The sequence below is a fragment of the Streptomyces prasinopilosus genome (assembly GCF_001419695.1).
Taxonomy (GTDB): Bacteria; Actinomycetota; Actinomycetes; order Streptomycetales; family Streptomycetaceae; genus Streptomyces; species Streptomyces prasinopilosus.
The window spans coordinates 1-17032 of sequence record NZ_LIRG01000357.1; the positions used below are offsets into that span (position 1 = coordinate 1).

Here is a 17032-nt window from a genome sequence, read left to right on the forward strand (position 1 = left end):
GAGGGCGTCTCCGCCCGGCCGTCGTGGATGTAGCCCGGCGCCGCTCCCGCGGGCGCGGCCGTCAGTCCGCGCGGACGTAGCCGGTGTCGAGCTCCAGGTCCTTGGCCGGGCGGAGACGCCCTCGATGCGCAGGCTCCAGCGCCCGGCCCGCCCGGTGACGCTCACCCGGGACAGCGAGCGGACGTCGATGTTCCAGTAGGTCGCGGGCGGCGCCTTCAGCGCGTACACCAGGGCGGCACGGATCACGGACGGTTCGGCGACCGCGACGACCCGGCAGTCGTCCTCCGGCGGCCGGGTGTCGAGCCAGTTGCCGACGCGGCGGATGAAGCCGAGGAGCGACTCGCCGCCGTGCGGGGCCGCGCGCGGGTCGGCGAGCCAGGCGTCCACGGCCTCCGGCTCCCGGGCCATCGCCTCGCCCAGGGTCAGCCCGCGCCAGCGGCCCATGCCGCAGTCCCGCAGGGCGAGCTGGACCAGGGGGGCGTAGCCGAGTCCGGCGCCGGTGTCACGGCTGCGCGGGTTCGGTGAGCAGTAGCGCAGATCGGCGGCGGCGAGCGGCAGCAGTTCACGGGCCACCCGCTGCACATCGCTCCACCCGGCGTGGTCCAACGGCCGGTCGTCCTCGAAACGCTCGGTCAGGCGCGAGAGACTTCCCGCTGCGGCAACGAACGTGACCCGAAGTGCCATGCGGCGATGGTCAGTCCATGAGGTGCACAAATCAAGGGGGGCGGTCGGGGTGGTGTTCGGCGGCCGCCGGGCCGTCGGACGGCGGCCGGTCCTGCCGGACGGACCGGCGTGGAGCACCGCCCCTTCACCCCGTCCGCCCCAGCACCTCGTCCCAGGCGGTACGCAGCCGCCGCACGCCCTCCGTGATCTCGCCGGTGCCCGCGACCGCCGCGAAGCTCAGCCGCAGGTGGGCGGCCGGGGGCTCGGCGCCGAAGTAGGGGCGGCCGGGGGCGACGGCGAGGCCGGCGCGCAGGGCCGCCGCGGTCAGGGCCGACTCTCCCCCGGGGCCGAAGGCCCGGGAGGCGCCCCCGGTGCCGTCGGGCAGGCGCAGCCACAGGTGGTAGCCGCCGGCCGGAACGTGCGGCAGGGCGAGGTCGGGCAGCCGGAGCCGGAGGGCGGCGGTCATCGTGTCGCGGCGGGCCCGCAGCTCGGCGGAGACCGCCCGCAGGTGGCGCGGCCAGGCGGGCGAGCCGACGAGTTCCAGCGCGGCCTCCTGGAGGGGCCGGGGGACGAAGAAGGTGTCGACGACCTGGATGGCGCGCAGCCGTTCCAGCACCGGGCCGTGGGCGACGAGGGCGCTCACCCGGAAGCTCGGCGAGGTCGCCTTGGTGAGCGAGCAGACGTGGACGACGACGCCGTCGGGGTCCTCGGCGGCCAGCGGGCGGGGCAGGGGGCCCGCGTCCTCGTGGACCAGGCGCCGGACGAAGTCGTCCTCGACGACGAACGCGCCCGCCTCGCGCGCGATGCGCAGCACCTCGCCGCGCCGTCCGGGGGCGAGGACGGCACCGGTGGGGTTCTGGAACAGGGGCTGGCAGACGAAGACCCGGGCGCCGGTGGCCCGGAAGGCGTCGGCGAGCAGTTCCGGCCGCACTCCGTCCGCGTCCACCGGCACGGGCACCGGGCGCAGTCCGGCGGCGCGGGCGACGGCCAGCATGCCCGGGTAGGTGGGCGACTCCACGAGGACGGGGGCGCCGGGCGGGGCGAGCGCGCGCAGGGCGGTGGTCAGCGCGGACTGGCCGCCCGCGGTGATCAGCACCCCCGCCGCGGTGACCGCGCCCCCGACGCTGCGCGCGAACCACTCGCGCAGTTCCGCCAGTCCTTCCACGGGCGGTCTCCCCCAGGCCCCCGGCCGGCGTCCGGCCCGGGACAGGGCGGCCGCCATCGCGCGCTCCGGCTGCAGCGCGGGGTGCAGGTAACCGCCGTTGAACTCGATCACGCCGGGCGCCGGGGCGGCGAGCGAGGCCAGGACGCCGGAGGCGTCGACCGACCGCGGGACGAGGTCGCCGGCGCCCCCGGCGCTGAGCGCGACCTCCTGCCAGGAGGTGTCACCGGCCGCGGGCGCCGGGGACGCGGACCGGGCGGCACGGAACGCGCCGGCGCCGGGCCGGGTCACCACCAGTCCTTCGGCGGCGAGCTGCGCCAGTGCCCGCGAGACGGTCACCGGGCTCACCCGGAACCGCTCCACGAGGACGCGGCTCGACGGGAGCTTTCCGCCTGGCGAGTAGCGGTCCAGCTCCCGCCTCAGCCGGTCCGCCAGTTCGGTGACACTGCTACGCTCATGCATGAGAGCAGAGAGTAGCGCTACTGTCACGGGCCCGATAGCGGTCCCCGCCCGCCGGGACCGCGCCGGCTTCGGCACCCTGCAGGCCGTCCTGGGCGTCCTCGCCTTCTCGCTCACCTTCCCGGCCACCGCCTGGGGACTGGAGGGCTTCGGCCCCTGGTCCCTGGTGGCCGTGCGCTGCGTGCTGGCGGGGCTGATCGCGGGCGGCTGCCTGCTCGCGGCGGGGAGGCGGGCGGCCCCGCGGAAGGGTGCGGCGGACGACCCGGCGGGCTCCCGGAGGGGCCCGGCGCGGTGGCGCGGTGTGCCGCTGCCGGCCCGCCGGCACTGGCCGGGGCTCGCGGTGGTCGCCGCCGGGGTCGTCCTCGGGTTCCCGTTGCTGACCACGCTGGCCCTGCGGACGTCGACCACCGCGCACGCGGCCGTCGTGGTCGGCCTGCTCCCGCTCACCACCGCCCTGTTCTCCGCCCTGCGGGTCGGTTCGCGCCCCTCGCCCCTCTTCTGGGCGGCGGCCCTCGTGGGCGCCGCCGCGGTGGTGGTCTTCACGCTGGGACGGGGCGGCGGTGCGCCGGCCACGGCCGATCTGTACCTCTTCGGGGCGCTGGTGGTGTGCGCGGCCGGATACACCGAGGGCGGCAGGCTGGCCGGTGTGATGCCGGGCTGGCAGGTGATCGGCTGGGCGCTGGTGCTGTGCCTGCCGTTCGCCCTGCCGGCCGCCGCGCTCGCGCTGAGCGTCGAGCCGGTGCGGCTGACCGCGCACGGCGTGGCCGGGGTGCTGTGGGTGGCGGCGGGGTCCCAGTTCCTGGGGCTCGTCGTCTGGTACCGGGGCATGGCGGCGATCGGCATCCCCCGGGCCAGTCAGCTCCAGCTCGCCCAGCCGCTGCTCACCCTGGTGTGGTCGGTGCTCCTCCTGGGCGAGCGTCCGGGCGCGGCGGCACCGCTGACGGCGGCGGCGGTACTGGTGTGCATCGCCGTCACCCAGCGGGCACGCGGCTGAGGACCGCGCGTCCGGGGGACCGCGGCGACCGTCGTGTGCGCCGCGTCCCCGCCGCACGCCGCCCCGGCGCCCTGCCGCGCTCCCTCCGCGCGGGCACCGGGGCGGGCCGCACGCCCTGCCGGGCGGCCCGCCCCGCCGTAGACTCGGAGCCACGGACCGCTGCTCCCGCACATGGTGAGGAGACCCCTTATGCGCGCAACCGAGGGCGACCAGCTTGTCCAGCACGGCAGGGTGGTCGGTCAGCACGACAAGGTCGCCGAGATCGTCGAGGTGATGGGCAAGAAGGGCGATCCGCCCTACCGCGTCCGCTTCGAGGACGGGCACGAGGCCGTGTGCCTGCCCGGCCCCGACTCCGAGATCCGGCACAGGAACCGCTAGACCGGGGAACGGCCCTTCGCACCTCGGGCCTCCCCGACGTGTCAGGCCGGGGGTGGCGCCGGCCGCCCGTAGTGGTCGGCGACCACCCGGGCCATCGCGCCGGCCGGGTCGGCGGCCACCTCCCGGGCGGCGAAGAAGACGTGCCCGCGCGCCTGCGGGTGGGACGCCGCGAGCGTGAGGTGCCGGGACAGCTCGGCCGGGTCCCGCCAGGCGGCGGGCTGCGCCGGGTCGCCCGCCTTGTAGAGCGCCTCCCCCACGTACAGCCGTGTCCCGGAGCCCTCCACGACCGCGGACCACCAGGGCAGCAGCTTCGCGTAGTCGGCGGCGGCGAAGCCGATGTGCCAGTAGAGCTGCGGGCAGACGTAGTCGATCCAGTTCTCCCGCGCCCACCGGCGGGTGTCCGCGTACAGGTCGTCGTAGGTCTGCACGCCCGCCCGGGTGTCGGAGCCCAGGGGGTCGGTCCCGGCGTTGCGCCAGACCCCGAAGGGGCTGATGCCGAAGCGGGTGCCGGGCCGGATCTCCTTGATCCGGGCCGCCGTCTCGCGCACCAGCCGGTCGATGTTGTCCCGTCGCCAGGCCGCCCGGTCGGGGAAGGCGCCGCCGTGGGTGTCGTAGGCGCCGTCGTCGTCGAAGGTCTGCCCCGCCACGGGGTACGGGTAGAAGTAGTCGTCGAAGTGGACCGCGTCGACGGGGTAGCGGCGCACCGCGTCGAGCATCGCGTCCTCGACGAAGGCGCGGACCTCGGGCAGTCCGGGGTTGTAGTAGAGCTTCCCGCCGTACGGGACCACCCAGCCGGGGTTCTCGCGGGCCGGGTGCGTGGCGGCGAGCCGGCCGGGGTCGGTGTGCGCGGCGACCCGGTACGGGTTGAACCAGGCGTGCAGTTCCAGGCCGCGGGCGTGGGCCTCGGTGACGGCGGTGCCGAGCGGGTCCCAGCCGGGGTCCGCGCCCTGGGTGCCGGTGAGACAGGCGGACCAGGGCTCGTACGGGGACGGCCACAGCGCGTCGGCGGTGGGCCGCACCTGGAGGATCACGGTGTTGAGCCGGTTGCGGACGGCCGTGTCGAGGTGCGCGATCAGTTCGGCCCGCTGCGCGGCGGCGCTCAGCCCCGCGCGGGAGGGCCAGTCCCGGTTGGCCACGGTCGCCAGCCACACCCCCCGCATCTCGCCGTCCGCCGCGCCTCCGCCCCCCGGCGCACCCGACGGGCCGGGTGCCGGCCGCCCCGGGGCGGCCGACGCGGTCGTCATCATCGTCACCGCCGACAGCGCCGCCGCCGCGAACGCCCTGCGCGACACCCGTCCCATTTCCCACCCGCCGCAAAAGCCGCGATCCGCCCGGTTGCGGACCGCTCCGGGCCCCAGGATGCCCGACCCTCGCGATCGATCATCGATACTTCCGGGTAACGTGCACGGACGGAGCAGGCGGCCGGAACCCGGTCGGTCCTGCCAGGAGTCGTAGACAGCGCAGGCCAGAGGGACCCGAGCCGCGCCCGGGAAGCGAAAGGGACGATGTGACCGACATCGAACGCGTCGGAGTGGTGGGCTGCGGCCAGATGGGCGCGGGGATCGCCGAGGTGTGCGCCCGCGCCGGACTGGACGTGCGGGTCGCCGAGACCACCGGCGAGGCCCTGGAGATCGGCCGTACCCGGCTGTTCAACTCCCTGACGAAGGCGGCCGAGCGCGGCAAGATCACGGCAGAGGAGCTGGAGGCCACCCAGGCCCGGCTCAGCTTCACCACGGACCTGGGCGAGTTCGCCGACCGCGACCTGGTGATCGAGGCCGTCGTCGAGAACGAGCAGGTCAAGACGGAGATCTTCCAGGTGCTCGACCAGGTGGTGACCCGGCCGGACGCGATCCTGGCCTCCAACACCTCCTCGATCCCGCTGGTGAAGCTGGCGGTCGCCACCTCGCGGCCGGACCACGTCATCGGCATCCACTTCTTCAACCCGGCCCCCGTGCAGAAGCTGGTCGAGCTGATCCCGGCGCTCACCACCTCCGAGGGCACGATCAGCCGGGCCCAGCTCTTCGCCGAGAAGGTGCTGGGCAAGCACGCGATCCACGCCCAGGACCGTTCCGGGTTCGTGGTGAACGCGCTGCTGATCCCGTACCTGCTCTCCGCGATCCGGATGTTCGAGTCGGGCATCGCCAGCCGCGAGGACATCGACAACGGCATGGAGATGGGCTGCGCCCACCCGATGGGCCCGCTGAAGCTGTCCGACCTGATCGGTCTGGACACGGTGGCCTCGGTCGCGTACTCGATGTACGAGGAGTACAAGGAGCCGCTGTACGCCGCTCCCCCGCTGCTGCAGCGGATGGTCGACGCGGGCCGGCTGGGCCGCAAGACGGGGTCGGGGTTCTACAGCTACGGCTGATGCCCCGGCCGCGGGTCCGGCACCGGTGACCCGGTGCCGGACCCGCCGCTTCTCCGCACCGCCCGCACGGCCGTGCGAGGCGGGTCCGGCCGTGCCATGCTTCGGCGCATGGAGATCACCGTGCGGCCGGCTGCCGAGCAGGACCTGCCCGCGCTGCTCGCCCTCTACGGCGAGCTGAACCCCGAGGACGCGCCCCTGCCCCGGGAGGCGGCCGAGGCCGTCTGGGCGGAGATCGCCGGGCAGCGGGGACGCACCGTACTGGTCGCGGAGGCCGACGGTGCCGTCGTCGGCACCGCGGACTGCCTGGTCCTGCCGAACCTCACCCGGGGCGGTCGGGGCGTCCTCTTCGTGGAGAACGTCGTGGTCGCCGGCTCCGGCCGGCGGCGCGGCATCGGACAGCGGTTGCTGGAGGCCGCCGTGCGCCTGGGCGAGACGGCCGGCTGCTACAAGGTGCAGCTGCTGGCGGCCGACGACGCGTACGTCCACGCGTTCTACGGGTCCTGCGGCTTCGAGCCCCTGGCACAGGGCTTCCGGCGCTACCTCGGGCGAGACCTGCCGAGCGGCGCGGCGACCTGACGCCCGGTCCCTCCCTCCTCCTCCCCTCCCCGGACCGGTGTGCGGAGGACCGGCCGGCTCGTATCCGGTCGGCGGGGAGGACCGCGAGACGGCCGTACGGCGCCGCGGGAGGCGTACGCCGAGGACACCTCCCGCACGAGGATCCGGACGGACGCCTCCACCGGGTCCTCACCGCCACAGCGCACGGCGGGTTCGCGCCCGCGGGTGCGGCGGCCGCAAAGGCGGGTGCCCGGCGCCCCCGAACCGTCGGGGGCGCCGGGCCCGTGGTGTTCACACACCGTGTGCGCTCCGGGCTCGCATATGCCTCTCGCACACTCTTACCCCGTGCCCACCAGGGGAGTTGACTCATTCTCCACAGGCACGGAAACCAGAAGGATGCCGGAGAGGAGCGGACCTGTGACCGTCGAACCCGAACAGCCCGCCGTCCAGGGGGAGGTCGCGGACTTACGGCGCCGCCTCGATGTGGCGTACGCCCGCGTCGAGGGCGGATTGGCACTGCTCAGCCACCGCACCGAGGAGGCGGCCAGGGAACTGGCCGAGTTGAACACCCGGATCGTCACCCTGGAGCACGGCCGCTGGCCGCTCCAGGCGGTCGCGGCCGTCACGGCCGTGGGCGCGCTCGTCGTGACGGCCTGGCAGGCGTTCGGCCGTTGACGCACGCGCCCGGGCCGGACGGCCGGCGGCTGCGGACGGGGTCAGGGCCGGGGGTCCTGGCCCAGCCTGAGATGGTGCAACAGGAGTAACGCGGCCGCCATGTTGGCGGCCGGGACCTCGCCGCGGGCGACCAGGTCGGGGACCACCTTGAGCGGCACCCACTCCCGGCGGTCCGACTCGAAGTCGTCCACCGGGGGGCCGAGGTACTCGCCCTCGTCGGCCCAGTAGACGTGGTGCCGTGCGTCGGTGAGTCCGTTGGACGGCTCCACGCTCATGAGGTGACGCAGGGGTCCCGGCCGCCAGCCGGTCTCCTCCTCCAGTTCCCTGGCCGCCGCCCGGACGACGTCCTCACCGTCCTCGACCACGCCGGCGGCGAGTTCCCACCCCCAGCTGTCGGTGATGAAGCGGTGGCGCCACAGGAGGAGCACCTCGTTGGCCTCGTTCACCACCGTGGCCACGGCGACGGGCCGCAGCCGGATGAGGAAGTGGTCGAGGCGCCGGCCGTCCGGCAGTTCGACATCCGCGAGATTGACGCGGAACCAGCGATTCGCGTACACAGTCTGCTCGTTCTTGTTCGTCCACTGCACGGTTATGCCACCTTTCGTTCGACAGGTGGCAATATCGCAGCAGCGACGGTTCGGCAGCAGGCGCACGGGAGGCCGCCGGCGGCGCAGCGGACGGCGCGGCACGGCGCGCGGCACACGCACGGCACACGGCGCGGACAGCCGGGACTCCGCTGTCCCGTCCCGCCGCGGCGCCTACAGCGGGACGCGCAGTGCCCCGTCGATGAGTTCGGCCGCCTCGGCGGTGCCTTCGCCTCCGTTGCGCACCAGCCGCTCGCGCACGTCCCGGAGTCTGTCGCGCAGCCGCTGCGACTCCATTCCCCGGGCCTGTTCGGCCATCTGCACGGCGGTGGCGACCGCCTTGTCCGCGTTGCCCCGCCGCAGTTCGACGGTGCTCAGCATGGCGAGGCGGTGCACCCGGCCCCGGTCGTGCGCGGGGTTGTCGACGGCGGCGGCCGCGTGCTCGCCCGCCGCCGCCAGCTCGCCGAGGCTCAGCAGGGCCTCCGCCACCTGCACGTTGACCAGGCCGGGCTGGACGTAGCCGGTCTCGTCGGGTTCGTGGCCGCGCCGGATGCGCTCGGCGGCCTGTTCGGCACGGCGGATGCAGGACAGCGCGCCGGAGCCGTCGCCGAGGTGCGCGTACGCCTTGGCCTGCATCGCGTACAGGTCGGAGGCGAGCGCCGGGGTGATGTGCCTGCCGGCGGCGCGGAGCGCGGCCTCCGCGAAGGCGACGGCCTGCCGGTACTCCCGCATGAACAGCGACTGGTTGACGAGGAGCGCGATCACGTACGCGCCGAGTCCCCGGTCGCCGCTGGCCTTCGCCAGCCGGAGCGCCTGGTGGAAGTAGCGCTGGGCGAGGCCGTGGGCGTCGGAGTCGTACGCGCAGATCCCGGCGACGGCCACCAGTCCCCCGGTGGCCCGGTGCAGTTGACGGCCCACGTCGTCGGTGTAGCCGCCCCGGAGCAGCGGGGCGGCCTCGGCGTTGAGGAAGCCGACGATGCGGTCACGGGTCGCGACGCCGCCGGCCTTGCGGTACATCTGCTCGTAGTGGCTGCGGGCGGCGCGCAGCATGTCCAGGTCGCCCGGGGTGACCCGGTGGCGGCCGCCGCGCGAGACGTCGACGTCCTCGGGCGGGTTCTCCCACTCCCAGACGGGCATCACGGCGGGGGTGCCGGTGACCGCGGGCGCGCCCAGTATGTGCGGGCGCCGCTGCTGGTCGGAGCGCCACAGCGCGGTGGCCCGCTCGACGAAGCCGGAGAGCGTTCCGGCGTGCGGGGCGGCGGGTTCGCCGGGGACGCCGAGGCCGATGTCGTCGAGGGTGACCGGGCGGCGCAGGCGGCCCGCCAGCACTTCGCAGATCAGGTCGGGCACCTGGCCCCGGGGCCGCTGCCCCTTCAGCCAGCGTGCCACGGCGGTGTGCTCGTACCTGAGGGACAGGCCGCGCGCCCGGCCGGCCTGGTTGACGTGCGCGGCCAGGCCCGCGTGCGAGATGCCGGCCTCGTCCAGGACCGCGTCGAGCAGAGCGTTGGGCTGCATGGGGCCCCCCGGGGGGATCGGTGCCGACAGAGTAGTGGCCGGGCGTTCACACGGGGTGTGAACGGAGCGCCCGCATCCGCAGGGTGTGCGCGCTGTCGCGGAGAGTCGCCGGCCGGTTGACTGAGGTGCCTCGAAAGAGGCCGGCCGGGCCGCCGGCTCCCCCTCGTACAGTGCGGCGGCCCGTGTCCACGCCGTCCGCCCCGCCGCCTGCCCGACACTCCGCGGCGGGGCGGGCGGCACCGCCGGTCCCGGCGTGGAGTGTCGGGCACCCCGGTCACGCCGGGTGCCGCAGCGGGTTCGCCGGGGAGAGGTCCGTCGTGCCGGACCGTGCGGCGCCGCTCCCCGCCCCCGAAGGGGGGCGGGGGGACGGGCGCTCGTTCCTGAGGACCAGCAGGGCCACGTCGTCCGCGGGCGGGCCGCCGGTGTGGTGGAACAGTGCCGTGAGGACCGTCCGCAGGAGGGCCTGCGGCGTGGGCGCGGCCTCGCGGGCCGCCGCGGCAAGCACCTCGGGCAGCGGGAAGAAGCGGCCGGCGGCGTCCCGCGCGTCCTCGGCTCCGTCCGTGTGCAGGACGAGCGTGTCGCCGGGCAGCAGCGGGGCGCAGGCGACGGCGGGCAGTACGGCGGGCAGCGGGAACGGGCCGAGCGGCGGGAGCGGGTCCGTGCGGGCGAGCGGTTCGGCCCGTGGACCGCTCAGCAGGTGGGGCCACGGGTGCCCGCAGTTCAGGGCCCGTGTCTCCCCGTCGGGGAGGATCTCGAGCAGCAGGACGGTGACGAACTCCTCGGCGGTCCGGAAGGCCTGGCCGGTGCGTACCGACAGGCGTTCGGCGCGCGCCCGTTCCCGCAGGTGCCGGTCCATCGCCCGCTCCAGCCGGCGCAGGACTCCGGCCAGGTCGGGCTCGTCGTGCACGGCCTCGCGGAAGCCGGCGAGCACGGCGTCGACGGTGGGCAGGGCGGCGGGACCGTGTCCGCGGACGTCGCCGATGAGCGCCCGTACGCCGTACTCGGTGGCGACCACCTCGTACAGATCGCCGCCGGTTCCGGCGCCCCGGTCGGCGGACAGCCGGACGGCGGCGACGGCCAGTCCGTCGACGCGGGGAGGCGGCCGCAGCATGCGCTGCGCGGTGCGGGTGATCGTGCGGTTGCGCCGCACCTCCCGCAGCAGGCTCCGTCCGACGTGCAGGGCCAGTCCGGTGCCGAGGGCGCCGAGGACCGTGGGCGGCAGTCCGCAGGCGAGCGCCCGGCGCAGCAGCGGGCAGTGGTCGGGTTTCCACGAGGCGGCCGGTCCCCGTGAGCCGGCCCCGGGCCGTCCTGTGCGGGGTGCCCCACCCTTGAAGCGGATCATGCCGATGGCCCCCCAATTTGGCCCGGACAGCGCAGACCGGCCTCGTGAGGCCGGTCCGATTCTGCCGACCGGATCACCCGATCCGGACGTATCGCCCGGAAATGTCACCCGAATGAGTGAGGTAACCGAGGGGAACGGACGTGCGTGGGACGCCTGCGGCCCGGTGGGACGGCGAGGCCCCGCCCGGTGCGGCGGAGACGGCCGCCCCGGCACCGGACGGACCTCGCCCGTGACGGCCCCGGCGGCGGCAGCCCGGCGGACCCCCGGTCGCCCGGGGGCTCCGGCACGGTCCGCCCGGCGGGCCTGCAGCACGCTCTCCGCCGGGCGGACCCGGGAAACGCGCGGGGACCGCGTGGCCGGCCACGGCCCGCAGGAGCCGTGGCCGGCGGACACGCGGTCCCCGGGAACACCGTGGGCCCAGGGCTCCGAGGAGTCCTCCGGGCCCGGAGGGCGTCAGCCCCGGAGGGTCGCCCCGGTGCGCTCGCCCGCGAGGGCGACCGCCGACTCGCGGGCCGCGGACGCCTCGTCGACCGTCAGCGTGCGGTCGGGCGCGCGGAACCGCAGCGCGTACGCCAGGGACTTGCGGCCCTCGCCCAGCTGTCCGGCGTTCTCGTACACGTCGAACAGGCGGATGGATTCCAGCAGTTCGCCGGCGCCTTCGCGGAGGGCCGCCTCGACGTCCGCGGCCGGCACCGAGCCGTCGACGACCAGGGCGACGTCCTGCGTGGCGACCGGGAAGGTGGAGATGCCCGGCGCCTGCGGGACGCCTTCGCCCGCCTGCTCCAGGGCGTCCAGGTCGAGCTCCATCGCGCAGGTGCGCGCGGGCAGGCCCAGGTTCTTCACCACGCGCGGGTGCAGCTCGCCCGCGTGGCCGATGACGCGCTCGGCGCCGTCGACGGTGACCGCCAGTTCGGCGCAGCGGCCCGGGTGCCACGGGCCGTACCGGCCCTGGCGGACGACGAGTTCGGCACCCGCCTCGGCGGCGACGGTACGGGCGGCCTCGACCGCGTCGGCCCAGTCGGCCGGACGGCCCGCGCCCCACCAGCCGGCCCGTTCGCGGGCTCCGGCCAGGACGGCGGCGACGTGCCGCGGCTGGTCCGGGAGCGCCGCGTCGAGCCCGGCGAGTTCCTCGTCGGTGGGCCGCCGGTCCACGGGCAGGCGGACGGCGGCCGGCTGCTCCTCGCGCGGCTTGAAGACCAGACCGGTCTCGAACAGCGCGAGGTCGTGGCTGCCGCGTCCGTCGTTGCGCCGCAGCGCGCCGAGCAGGCCCGGCAGCAGCGAGGTGCGCAGCGCGGGCTCCTCGTCGTTGAGCGGGTTGGTCAGCTTCACCACCCGGCGGGCCGGGTCGTCCGCCTCCAGGCCGAGCTGGTCGAAGATCTGCTCGCCGACGAACGGGTAGTTCGGCGCCTCGACGTATCCGGCGCCGGCCAGGGCCCGGCCGGTCCGGCGGTGCAGCCGCTGCCGGGGGGTCAGCCCGCGTCCGGCGGGCGGCCGGGGCAGGCTGATGGGCAGGTTCTCGTAGCCCTCGAGCCGGATGACCTCTTCCGCCAGGTCGTTCGGGTCGGTGAGGTCGGGCCGCCAGGACGGCACGGTGACGATCAGTTCGTCCTGGCCGTGGACGTCGCAGCCGACCTGCTGGAGGCGGCGTACGACGGTCTCCCGGCCGTAGGCGACGCCGGCGACCTTGTCGGGGTGGTCGGCCGGGATGGTGAGGGTGTGCGGCGCGGACGGGGCGGTGAACTCGGTGACCCCGGCCTCGGCGGTGCCGCCGGCGAGCAGCACCAGCAGGTCGACGGTGCGCTGCGCGGCGGCGGCGGCGGCCTGCGGGTCGACGCCGCGCTCGAAGCGCCGGGACGCCTCGGAGGACAGCTTGTGCCGGCGGGCCGTGCGGGCGACCGTCACCGGGTCGAAGTGCGCGGCCTCGACGACGACCTCGGAGGTCGCCTGCTCGAGGCCGTGGTCGGCGATCTCGGTGTCGGCGCCGCCCATGACGCCGGCGAGCCCGATCGGGCCGCGCTCGTCGGTGATCACCAGGTCCTCGGCGTCGAGGGTGCGCCGCACCCCGTCGAGGGTGGTGAGCTTCTCGCCCTGCTCGGCCCGGCGCACCCCGATGGTGCCCCGGACCAGGGAGCGGTCGTAGGCGTGCAGGGGCTGGCCGAGCTCCAGCATCACGTAGTTGGTGACGTCGACGGCCAGGGAGACCGGGCGCATGCCGGCCTTCTGCAGCCGCCGGGTGAGCCAGATCGGGGAGCGGGCGTCGGGGCTGAGCCCGGTCACCGTGCGGGCGGTGAAGCGGTCGCAGCCGACGGGGTCCGAGACCTCGACCGGGTAGCCGTAGGCGTTCGGGCCGGGGACGTCGAGCAGCGCCGGGTCGCGCAGCGGCAGCCCGTAGGCGATGGCGGTCTCGCGGGCCACGCCGCGCATCGACAGGCAGTAGCCGCGGTCCGGGGTGACGGCGATGTCGAGGACCTCGTCGACCAGTTCCAGCAGCTCGACGGCGTCCCTGCCGACCTCGGTCTCGGGCGGCAGCACGATGATGCCGTTGCTGCCGTCGTCGCCCATGCCCAGTTCGTCGCCGGAGCAGATCATGCCGTGCGAGACCTTGCCGTAGGTCTTGCGGGCGGCGATCGCGAAGCCGCCGGGCAGGACCGCGCCGGGGAGCACCACGACGACCTTGTCGCCGGCCGCGAAGTTGCGGGCGCCGCAGACGATCTCCTGGGGCAGGCCGGTGCCGTTGGCCTGCCCGACGTCGACGGTGCAGAAGCGGATCGGCTTCTTGAAGCCCTCCAGCTCCTCGATGGTCAGGACCTGTCCGACGACCAGGGGGCCCTTGAGGTCGGCGCCGAGGTGCTCGACGGTCTCGACCTCGAGGCCGGCCGAAATCAGCTTGGCCTGCACGTCGCGGCCGGTCTCGGTGGCCGGCAGGTCGACGTACTCCCGCAGCCAGGAAAGCGGGACCCGCATCAGATCTCCATCCCGAACGGCCGGGTGAACCGGACGTCACCCTCGACCATGTCTCGCATGTCCTCGACGTTGTGGCGGAACATCAGCATCCGTTCGATGCCGAACCCGAAGGCGAATCCGCTGTACTTCTCGGGGTCGACGCCGCAGGCGGTGAGCACCCGCGGGTTGACCATGCCGCAGCCGCCGAGTTCGATCCAGCCCTCGGAGGAGCAGGTGCGGCAGGGGCGGTCGGGGTTGCCGACGGACTCGCCCTTGCAGACGTAGCAGAGCATGTCCATCTCGGCGCTCGGCTCGGTGAAGGGGAAGAAGTTCGGCCGCAGCCGGGTCTTCATGCCCTCGCCGAACAGCGACTGCACCATGTGGTCCAGGGTGCCCTTGAGGTCCGCCATGGTGAGGCCCTCGTCGACGGCGAGGAGTTCCACCTGGTGGAAGACGGGGGTGTGGGTCGCGTCCAGCTCGTCGGTGCGGTAGACCCGCCCGGGGCAGATCACGTAGACCGGCAGTTCGCGGTCGAGCAGGGTGCGGGCCTGGACGGGCGAGGTGTGGGTGCGCAGGACGACGCCGGACTCGGTGCCGCCCTTCGGGCCCTGCACGAAGAAGGTGTCGTGCTCGCCGCGGGCCGGGTGGTCCGGGCCGATGTTGAGGGCGTCGAAGTTGAACCACTCGGCCTCGACCTGGGGGCCCTCGGCGACCTCGTAGCCCATGGCCACGAAGATGTCCTCGATGCGCTCGGACAGCGTGGTCAGCGGGTGCCGGGCGCCGGACGGCACGCGGTCGTGGGGCAGGGTGACGTCGACCGCCTCCTCCACCAGGACCCGGGCGTCCCGCTCGGCCTCCAGTTCGCTCTGGCGGCCGGCGAGGGCCTTGTTCACGGCGCCGCGCGCCTGGCCCACGCGCTTGCCCGCGTCGGCCTTGGCGTGCGGGGGCAGGGCGCCGATCTCGCGGTTGGCGAGGGCCAGCGGCGAGGCGGGGCCGGTGTGGGCGACCTTGGCCTCGTGGAGTGCGTCGAGGGAGTCCGCGGCGGCGAAGGCGGCGAGCGCCTCGTCCCGCATGCGCTCGATCTCTTCCGGTTTCAACGCCTCGACCTCTACAGGGTCGTACGACTTATTGGGTGCCGACATCTCTTCCCGTACTTCCGATTGGCTGGCTGATGGTCCCCGTCACCGGCTCGTGGCCGAAGCGTCTCCGTCTGCGGGACACAAAGGTGCCAGGGGCCGAGTCTAACGGGGTGGGGGGCGGCGAATGCGCCCGTGGGGCCCGGGGTGCGCGCTAGCTGAGGTACGCGGGGGCCGCCACGGGCAACGTAAATCGGAGTTCCGCGCCGCCGCCGGGGGCGCGTCCGACCGTGATGGTGCCGCCGTGCGCCTCGACGATGCCCTTGACGATGTACAGCCCGAGGCCGGTGCCGCCGCGCTTGCTGCCCCGCCAGAAGCGGGTGAAGACGCGGTTCATGGACTCCTCCGGGATGCCGGGGCCCTCGTCGCTCACGGTGACCGACGTGGCCGCGTGCTCGCCGTTCTCCCGGTCCCGGGGGGACGCCGAGGGCGTGATGTCGATGGTGACGGTTCCCTCGCCGTGGCGCACCGCGTTTTCCAGCAGGTTGCTCAGTACCTGGTCGACCTTGTCGGGGTCGGCCCACAGGTCGGGCAGGGGGTGCTGGATCCGCAGCAGGAACCGGTCGGCGGGCTGTCCGGCGGCGACGTACGCCTGGATGTGCCGTCCGACGGCGGCTCCGATGTCGACGGGCTGGCGGCGCAGTTCGAGGCGCCCGGAGTCGATGCGGGAGATGTCGAGGAGTTCGGCGATGAGCCGGGTGACCCGGTCGGCGTCGGCGTCGACGGTCTCCAGCATCAGCTGCTTCTGCTCGTCGGTGAACCGCTCCCACTTGGCGAGCAGGGTGGCGGTGAAGCCCTTGACGGAGGTGAGCGGGGAGCGCAGTTCGTGGGCGACGATGGCGATCAGTTCGGCGTGGTGGCGTTCGGTGCGGCGCCGGGCCTCGGTGTCGCGCAGCGACACGACGACGCGGTGGACCGGTCCGGCGGGCCCGGTGCGGACGTAGCGCGCGGAGACGAGGACCTCCCGTCCGCCGGGCAGCAGCAGGTTGCGCTCGGGCTGGCTCACCCGGATGGCGAGGCCGCCGTAGGGGTCGGTGAGCTGCCACCAGCGGCGGCCTTCGAGGTCCTCCAGCGGCAGGGCCGCGTCGAGCCGCCGGCCGAGGGCGCGTTCGGCGGGGACGGCGGTGATGCGGGCGGCGGCGGCGTTGAAGCAGATCACCCTGCCGTGCTCGTCGGCGACGACGAGGCCGTCGGGCAGCTGGTCGGGGTCGATGCCGAGCCCGGCGGGGGCGGCGGGCCGGGGCGCGGGCGGGCGCGCCGCCCGAGGTCCTCCCGGTGCGCTGCTCGTGCCGACGGTCATCCCCGTGTCCCACCTCTCCGTACTTCCCCGGGTGCCCCGCGCCCGGGCGGGGCGCCCCGGTCCGGTCGGAGCCGGGGAGCCCGGGGTGCTGCCGAGGGCTGGGGAGGGTCCCCGGGCAGGTCACCTTACTAGCAGTCGGTGACGGAGCGGCACCCTCCGACGGCGCGCTGTGCACGCGCCGACGCGTAGAGACATACGGCGGCGGCGGTGGCGAGGTTCAGACTTTCGGCTTTTCCGTGGATCGGAACGCGGACGACGGCGTCGGTGAGGGCCCGGGTCTCCTCGGGAAGCCCCCATGCCTCGTTGCCGAAGACCCAGGCGGTGGGCCCGCCCATGGTGCCGCGGTCGAGTTCGTCGTCGAGGTCGCGGTCGCCGGCGCCGTCCGCGGCGAGCACCCGTACGCCGGTGTCCCGCAGGGCGGCCACGGCGCGCTCGACGGGGACGCCCACGGCGACGGGCAGGTGGAACAGCGATCCGACGGAGGCGCGCACGGCCTTGGGGTTGTACAGGTCGACGGAGGCGTCGGTCAGGACGACGGCCCCCGCACCGGCGGCGTCGGCGCACCGCAGGACGGTGCCGGCGTTGCCGGGGTCGCGGACGTGGGCGAGGACGGCGACGAGCCGGGGGCGCGCGGCGAGGATCTCCTCGAAGGGGGTGTCGAGGAAGCGGCACACGCCGACGAGGCCCTGCGGGGTGACGGTGGTGGAGATGTCGGCGACGACCTGCTCGTCGGCGAGGTGGACGCGGGCTCCGGCGTCCCGGGCGGCGCCGATGATGTCCGCGTACCGCTCGGCGGCCTCCGGGGTGGCGAACAGTTCGACGAGGGTGGCGGCGCCGGCGTCCCGGTGAGCGGCGGTGCCGCGGTGAACGGCGGCCTCCCGTACGGCCTGCGGCCCCTCGGCGAGGAACAGGCGCTCCTTGCCCCGGAAGTTCCGTTTGGCCAGCCGCCGCGCGGCGG

14 protein-coding genes and 1 pseudogene are annotated in these 17032 nt (G+C 74.9%); 5 read left to right on the plus strand and 10 right to left on the minus strand.

Annotated elements, in window-relative coordinates; all coding sequences use genetic code 11:
- Positions 1-102 precede the first annotated feature (102 nt).
- Together AOK18_RS15950 and AOK18_RS15955 are read right to left on the minus strand one after the other, a co-directional pair.
- A pseudogene (locus AOK18_RS15950) lies at positions 103-684 on the minus strand (histidine phosphatase family protein); the annotation flags it as partial.
- Between the two features lie 124 nt (positions 685-808).
- Entirely contained in the window at positions 809-2287 is a 1479-nt protein-coding gene (locus AOK18_RS15955) for an aminotransferase-like domain-containing protein (RefSeq protein WP_055694788.1), read from the minus strand.
- On the opposite strand from AOK18_RS15955, the gene AOK18_RS15960 reads away from it, so the two are divergent.
- A complete protein-coding gene (locus AOK18_RS15960) occupies positions 2286-3278 on the plus strand; it encodes a DMT family transporter (RefSeq protein ID WP_055694789.1) in 993 nt (330 codons plus the stop codon). The two genes, AOK18_RS15955 and AOK18_RS15960, sit on opposite strands and share 2 nt — an antisense overlap.
- Before the next feature lie 189 nt (positions 3279-3467).
- The gene (locus AOK18_RS15965) at positions 3468-3656 is read left to right on the plus strand and encodes a DUF1918 domain-containing protein (RefSeq protein WP_055572300.1); all 189 of its coding nucleotides are present in this window, start codon (positions 3468-3470) and stop codon (positions 3654-3656) included.
- Positions 3657-3697: 41 nt separating this feature from the next.
- On the opposite strand, the gene AOK18_RS15970 is transcribed toward AOK18_RS15965, so the two are convergent.
- On the minus strand, positions 3698-4957 hold the full coding sequence (locus AOK18_RS15970; RefSeq protein ID WP_055694790.1) for a glycoside hydrolase family 10-like protein: 1260 nt from the start codon (positions 4955-4957) through the stop codon (positions 3698-3700).
- Positions 4958-5163: 206 nt separating this feature from the next.
- On the opposite strand from AOK18_RS15970, the gene AOK18_RS15975 reads away from it, so the two are divergent.
- The 3 genes from AOK18_RS15975 to AOK18_RS15985 all read left to right on the plus strand — a co-directional run bounded on the left by AOK18_RS15975 (position 5164) and on the right by AOK18_RS15985 (position 7254).
- Positions 5164-6024 (plus strand): 3-hydroxybutyryl-CoA dehydrogenase, encoded by an 861-nt coding sequence (locus AOK18_RS15975; protein ID WP_055572302.1) that lies wholly within the window; start codon positions 5164-5166, stop codon positions 6022-6024.
- A gap of 108 nt (positions 6025-6132) precedes the next feature.
- The gene (locus AOK18_RS15980; protein WP_055572309.1) at positions 6133-6600 is read left to right on the plus strand and encodes a GNAT family N-acetyltransferase; all 468 of its coding nucleotides are present in this window, start codon (positions 6133-6135) and stop codon (positions 6598-6600) included.
- 396 nt (positions 6601-6996) lie between these two features.
- Complete coding sequence (locus AOK18_RS15985; RefSeq protein ID WP_055572303.1) at positions 6997-7254, plus strand: hypothetical protein; 258 nt, start codon at positions 6997-6999, stop codon at positions 7252-7254.
- Between the two features lie 41 nt (positions 7255-7295).
- Here the strand turns inward: AOK18_RS15985 and AOK18_RS15990 are convergent, their stop codons facing one another.
- The 7 genes from AOK18_RS15990 to AOK18_RS16020 form a co-directional block, all read right to left on the minus strand.
- The gene (locus AOK18_RS15990; protein ID WP_055572304.1) at positions 7296-7841 is read right to left on the minus strand and encodes an NUDIX hydrolase; all 546 of its coding nucleotides are present in this window, start codon (positions 7839-7841) and stop codon (positions 7296-7298) included.
- A 171-nt stretch (positions 7842-8012) separates the two neighbouring features.
- Positions 8013-9353 carry an NsdA family TPR-like regulatory protein gene (locus AOK18_RS15995; protein WP_055694791.1) on the minus strand — a complete coding sequence of 447 codons (1341 nt, stop codon included), beginning with the start codon at positions 9351-9353 and terminating at the stop codon, positions 8013-8015.
- A gap of 274 nt (positions 9354-9627) precedes the next feature.
- Entirely contained in the window at positions 9628-10695 is a 1068-nt protein-coding gene (locus AOK18_RS16000) for a PP2C family protein-serine/threonine phosphatase (RefSeq protein WP_055694792.1), read from the minus strand.
- Positions 10696-11148: 453 nt separating this feature from the next.
- Positions 11149-13659: a phenylalanine--tRNA ligase subunit beta gene (pheT, locus tag AOK18_RS16005; RefSeq protein WP_055694793.1), complete on the minus strand. Its 2511-nt coding sequence runs from the start codon at positions 13657-13659 to the stop codon at positions 11149-11151.
- A complete protein-coding gene (pheS, locus tag AOK18_RS16010; protein ID WP_055572308.1) occupies positions 13659-14780 on the minus strand; it encodes a phenylalanine--tRNA ligase subunit alpha in 1122 nt (373 codons plus the stop codon). Before pheS ends, pheT begins: the two co-directional genes overlap by 1 nt.
- 148 nt (positions 14781-14928) lie before the next feature.
- Positions 14929-16074 carry a sensor histidine kinase gene (locus AOK18_RS16015; protein ID WP_055694794.1) on the minus strand — a complete coding sequence of 382 codons (1146 nt, stop codon included), beginning with the start codon at positions 16072-16074 and terminating at the stop codon, positions 14929-14931.
- A 128-nt stretch (positions 16075-16202) separates the two neighbouring features.
- Positions 16203-17032: TrmH family RNA methyltransferase (locus tag AOK18_RS16020; protein ID WP_055694795.1), on the minus strand; the 830-nt coding region annotated here is incomplete at its 5' end.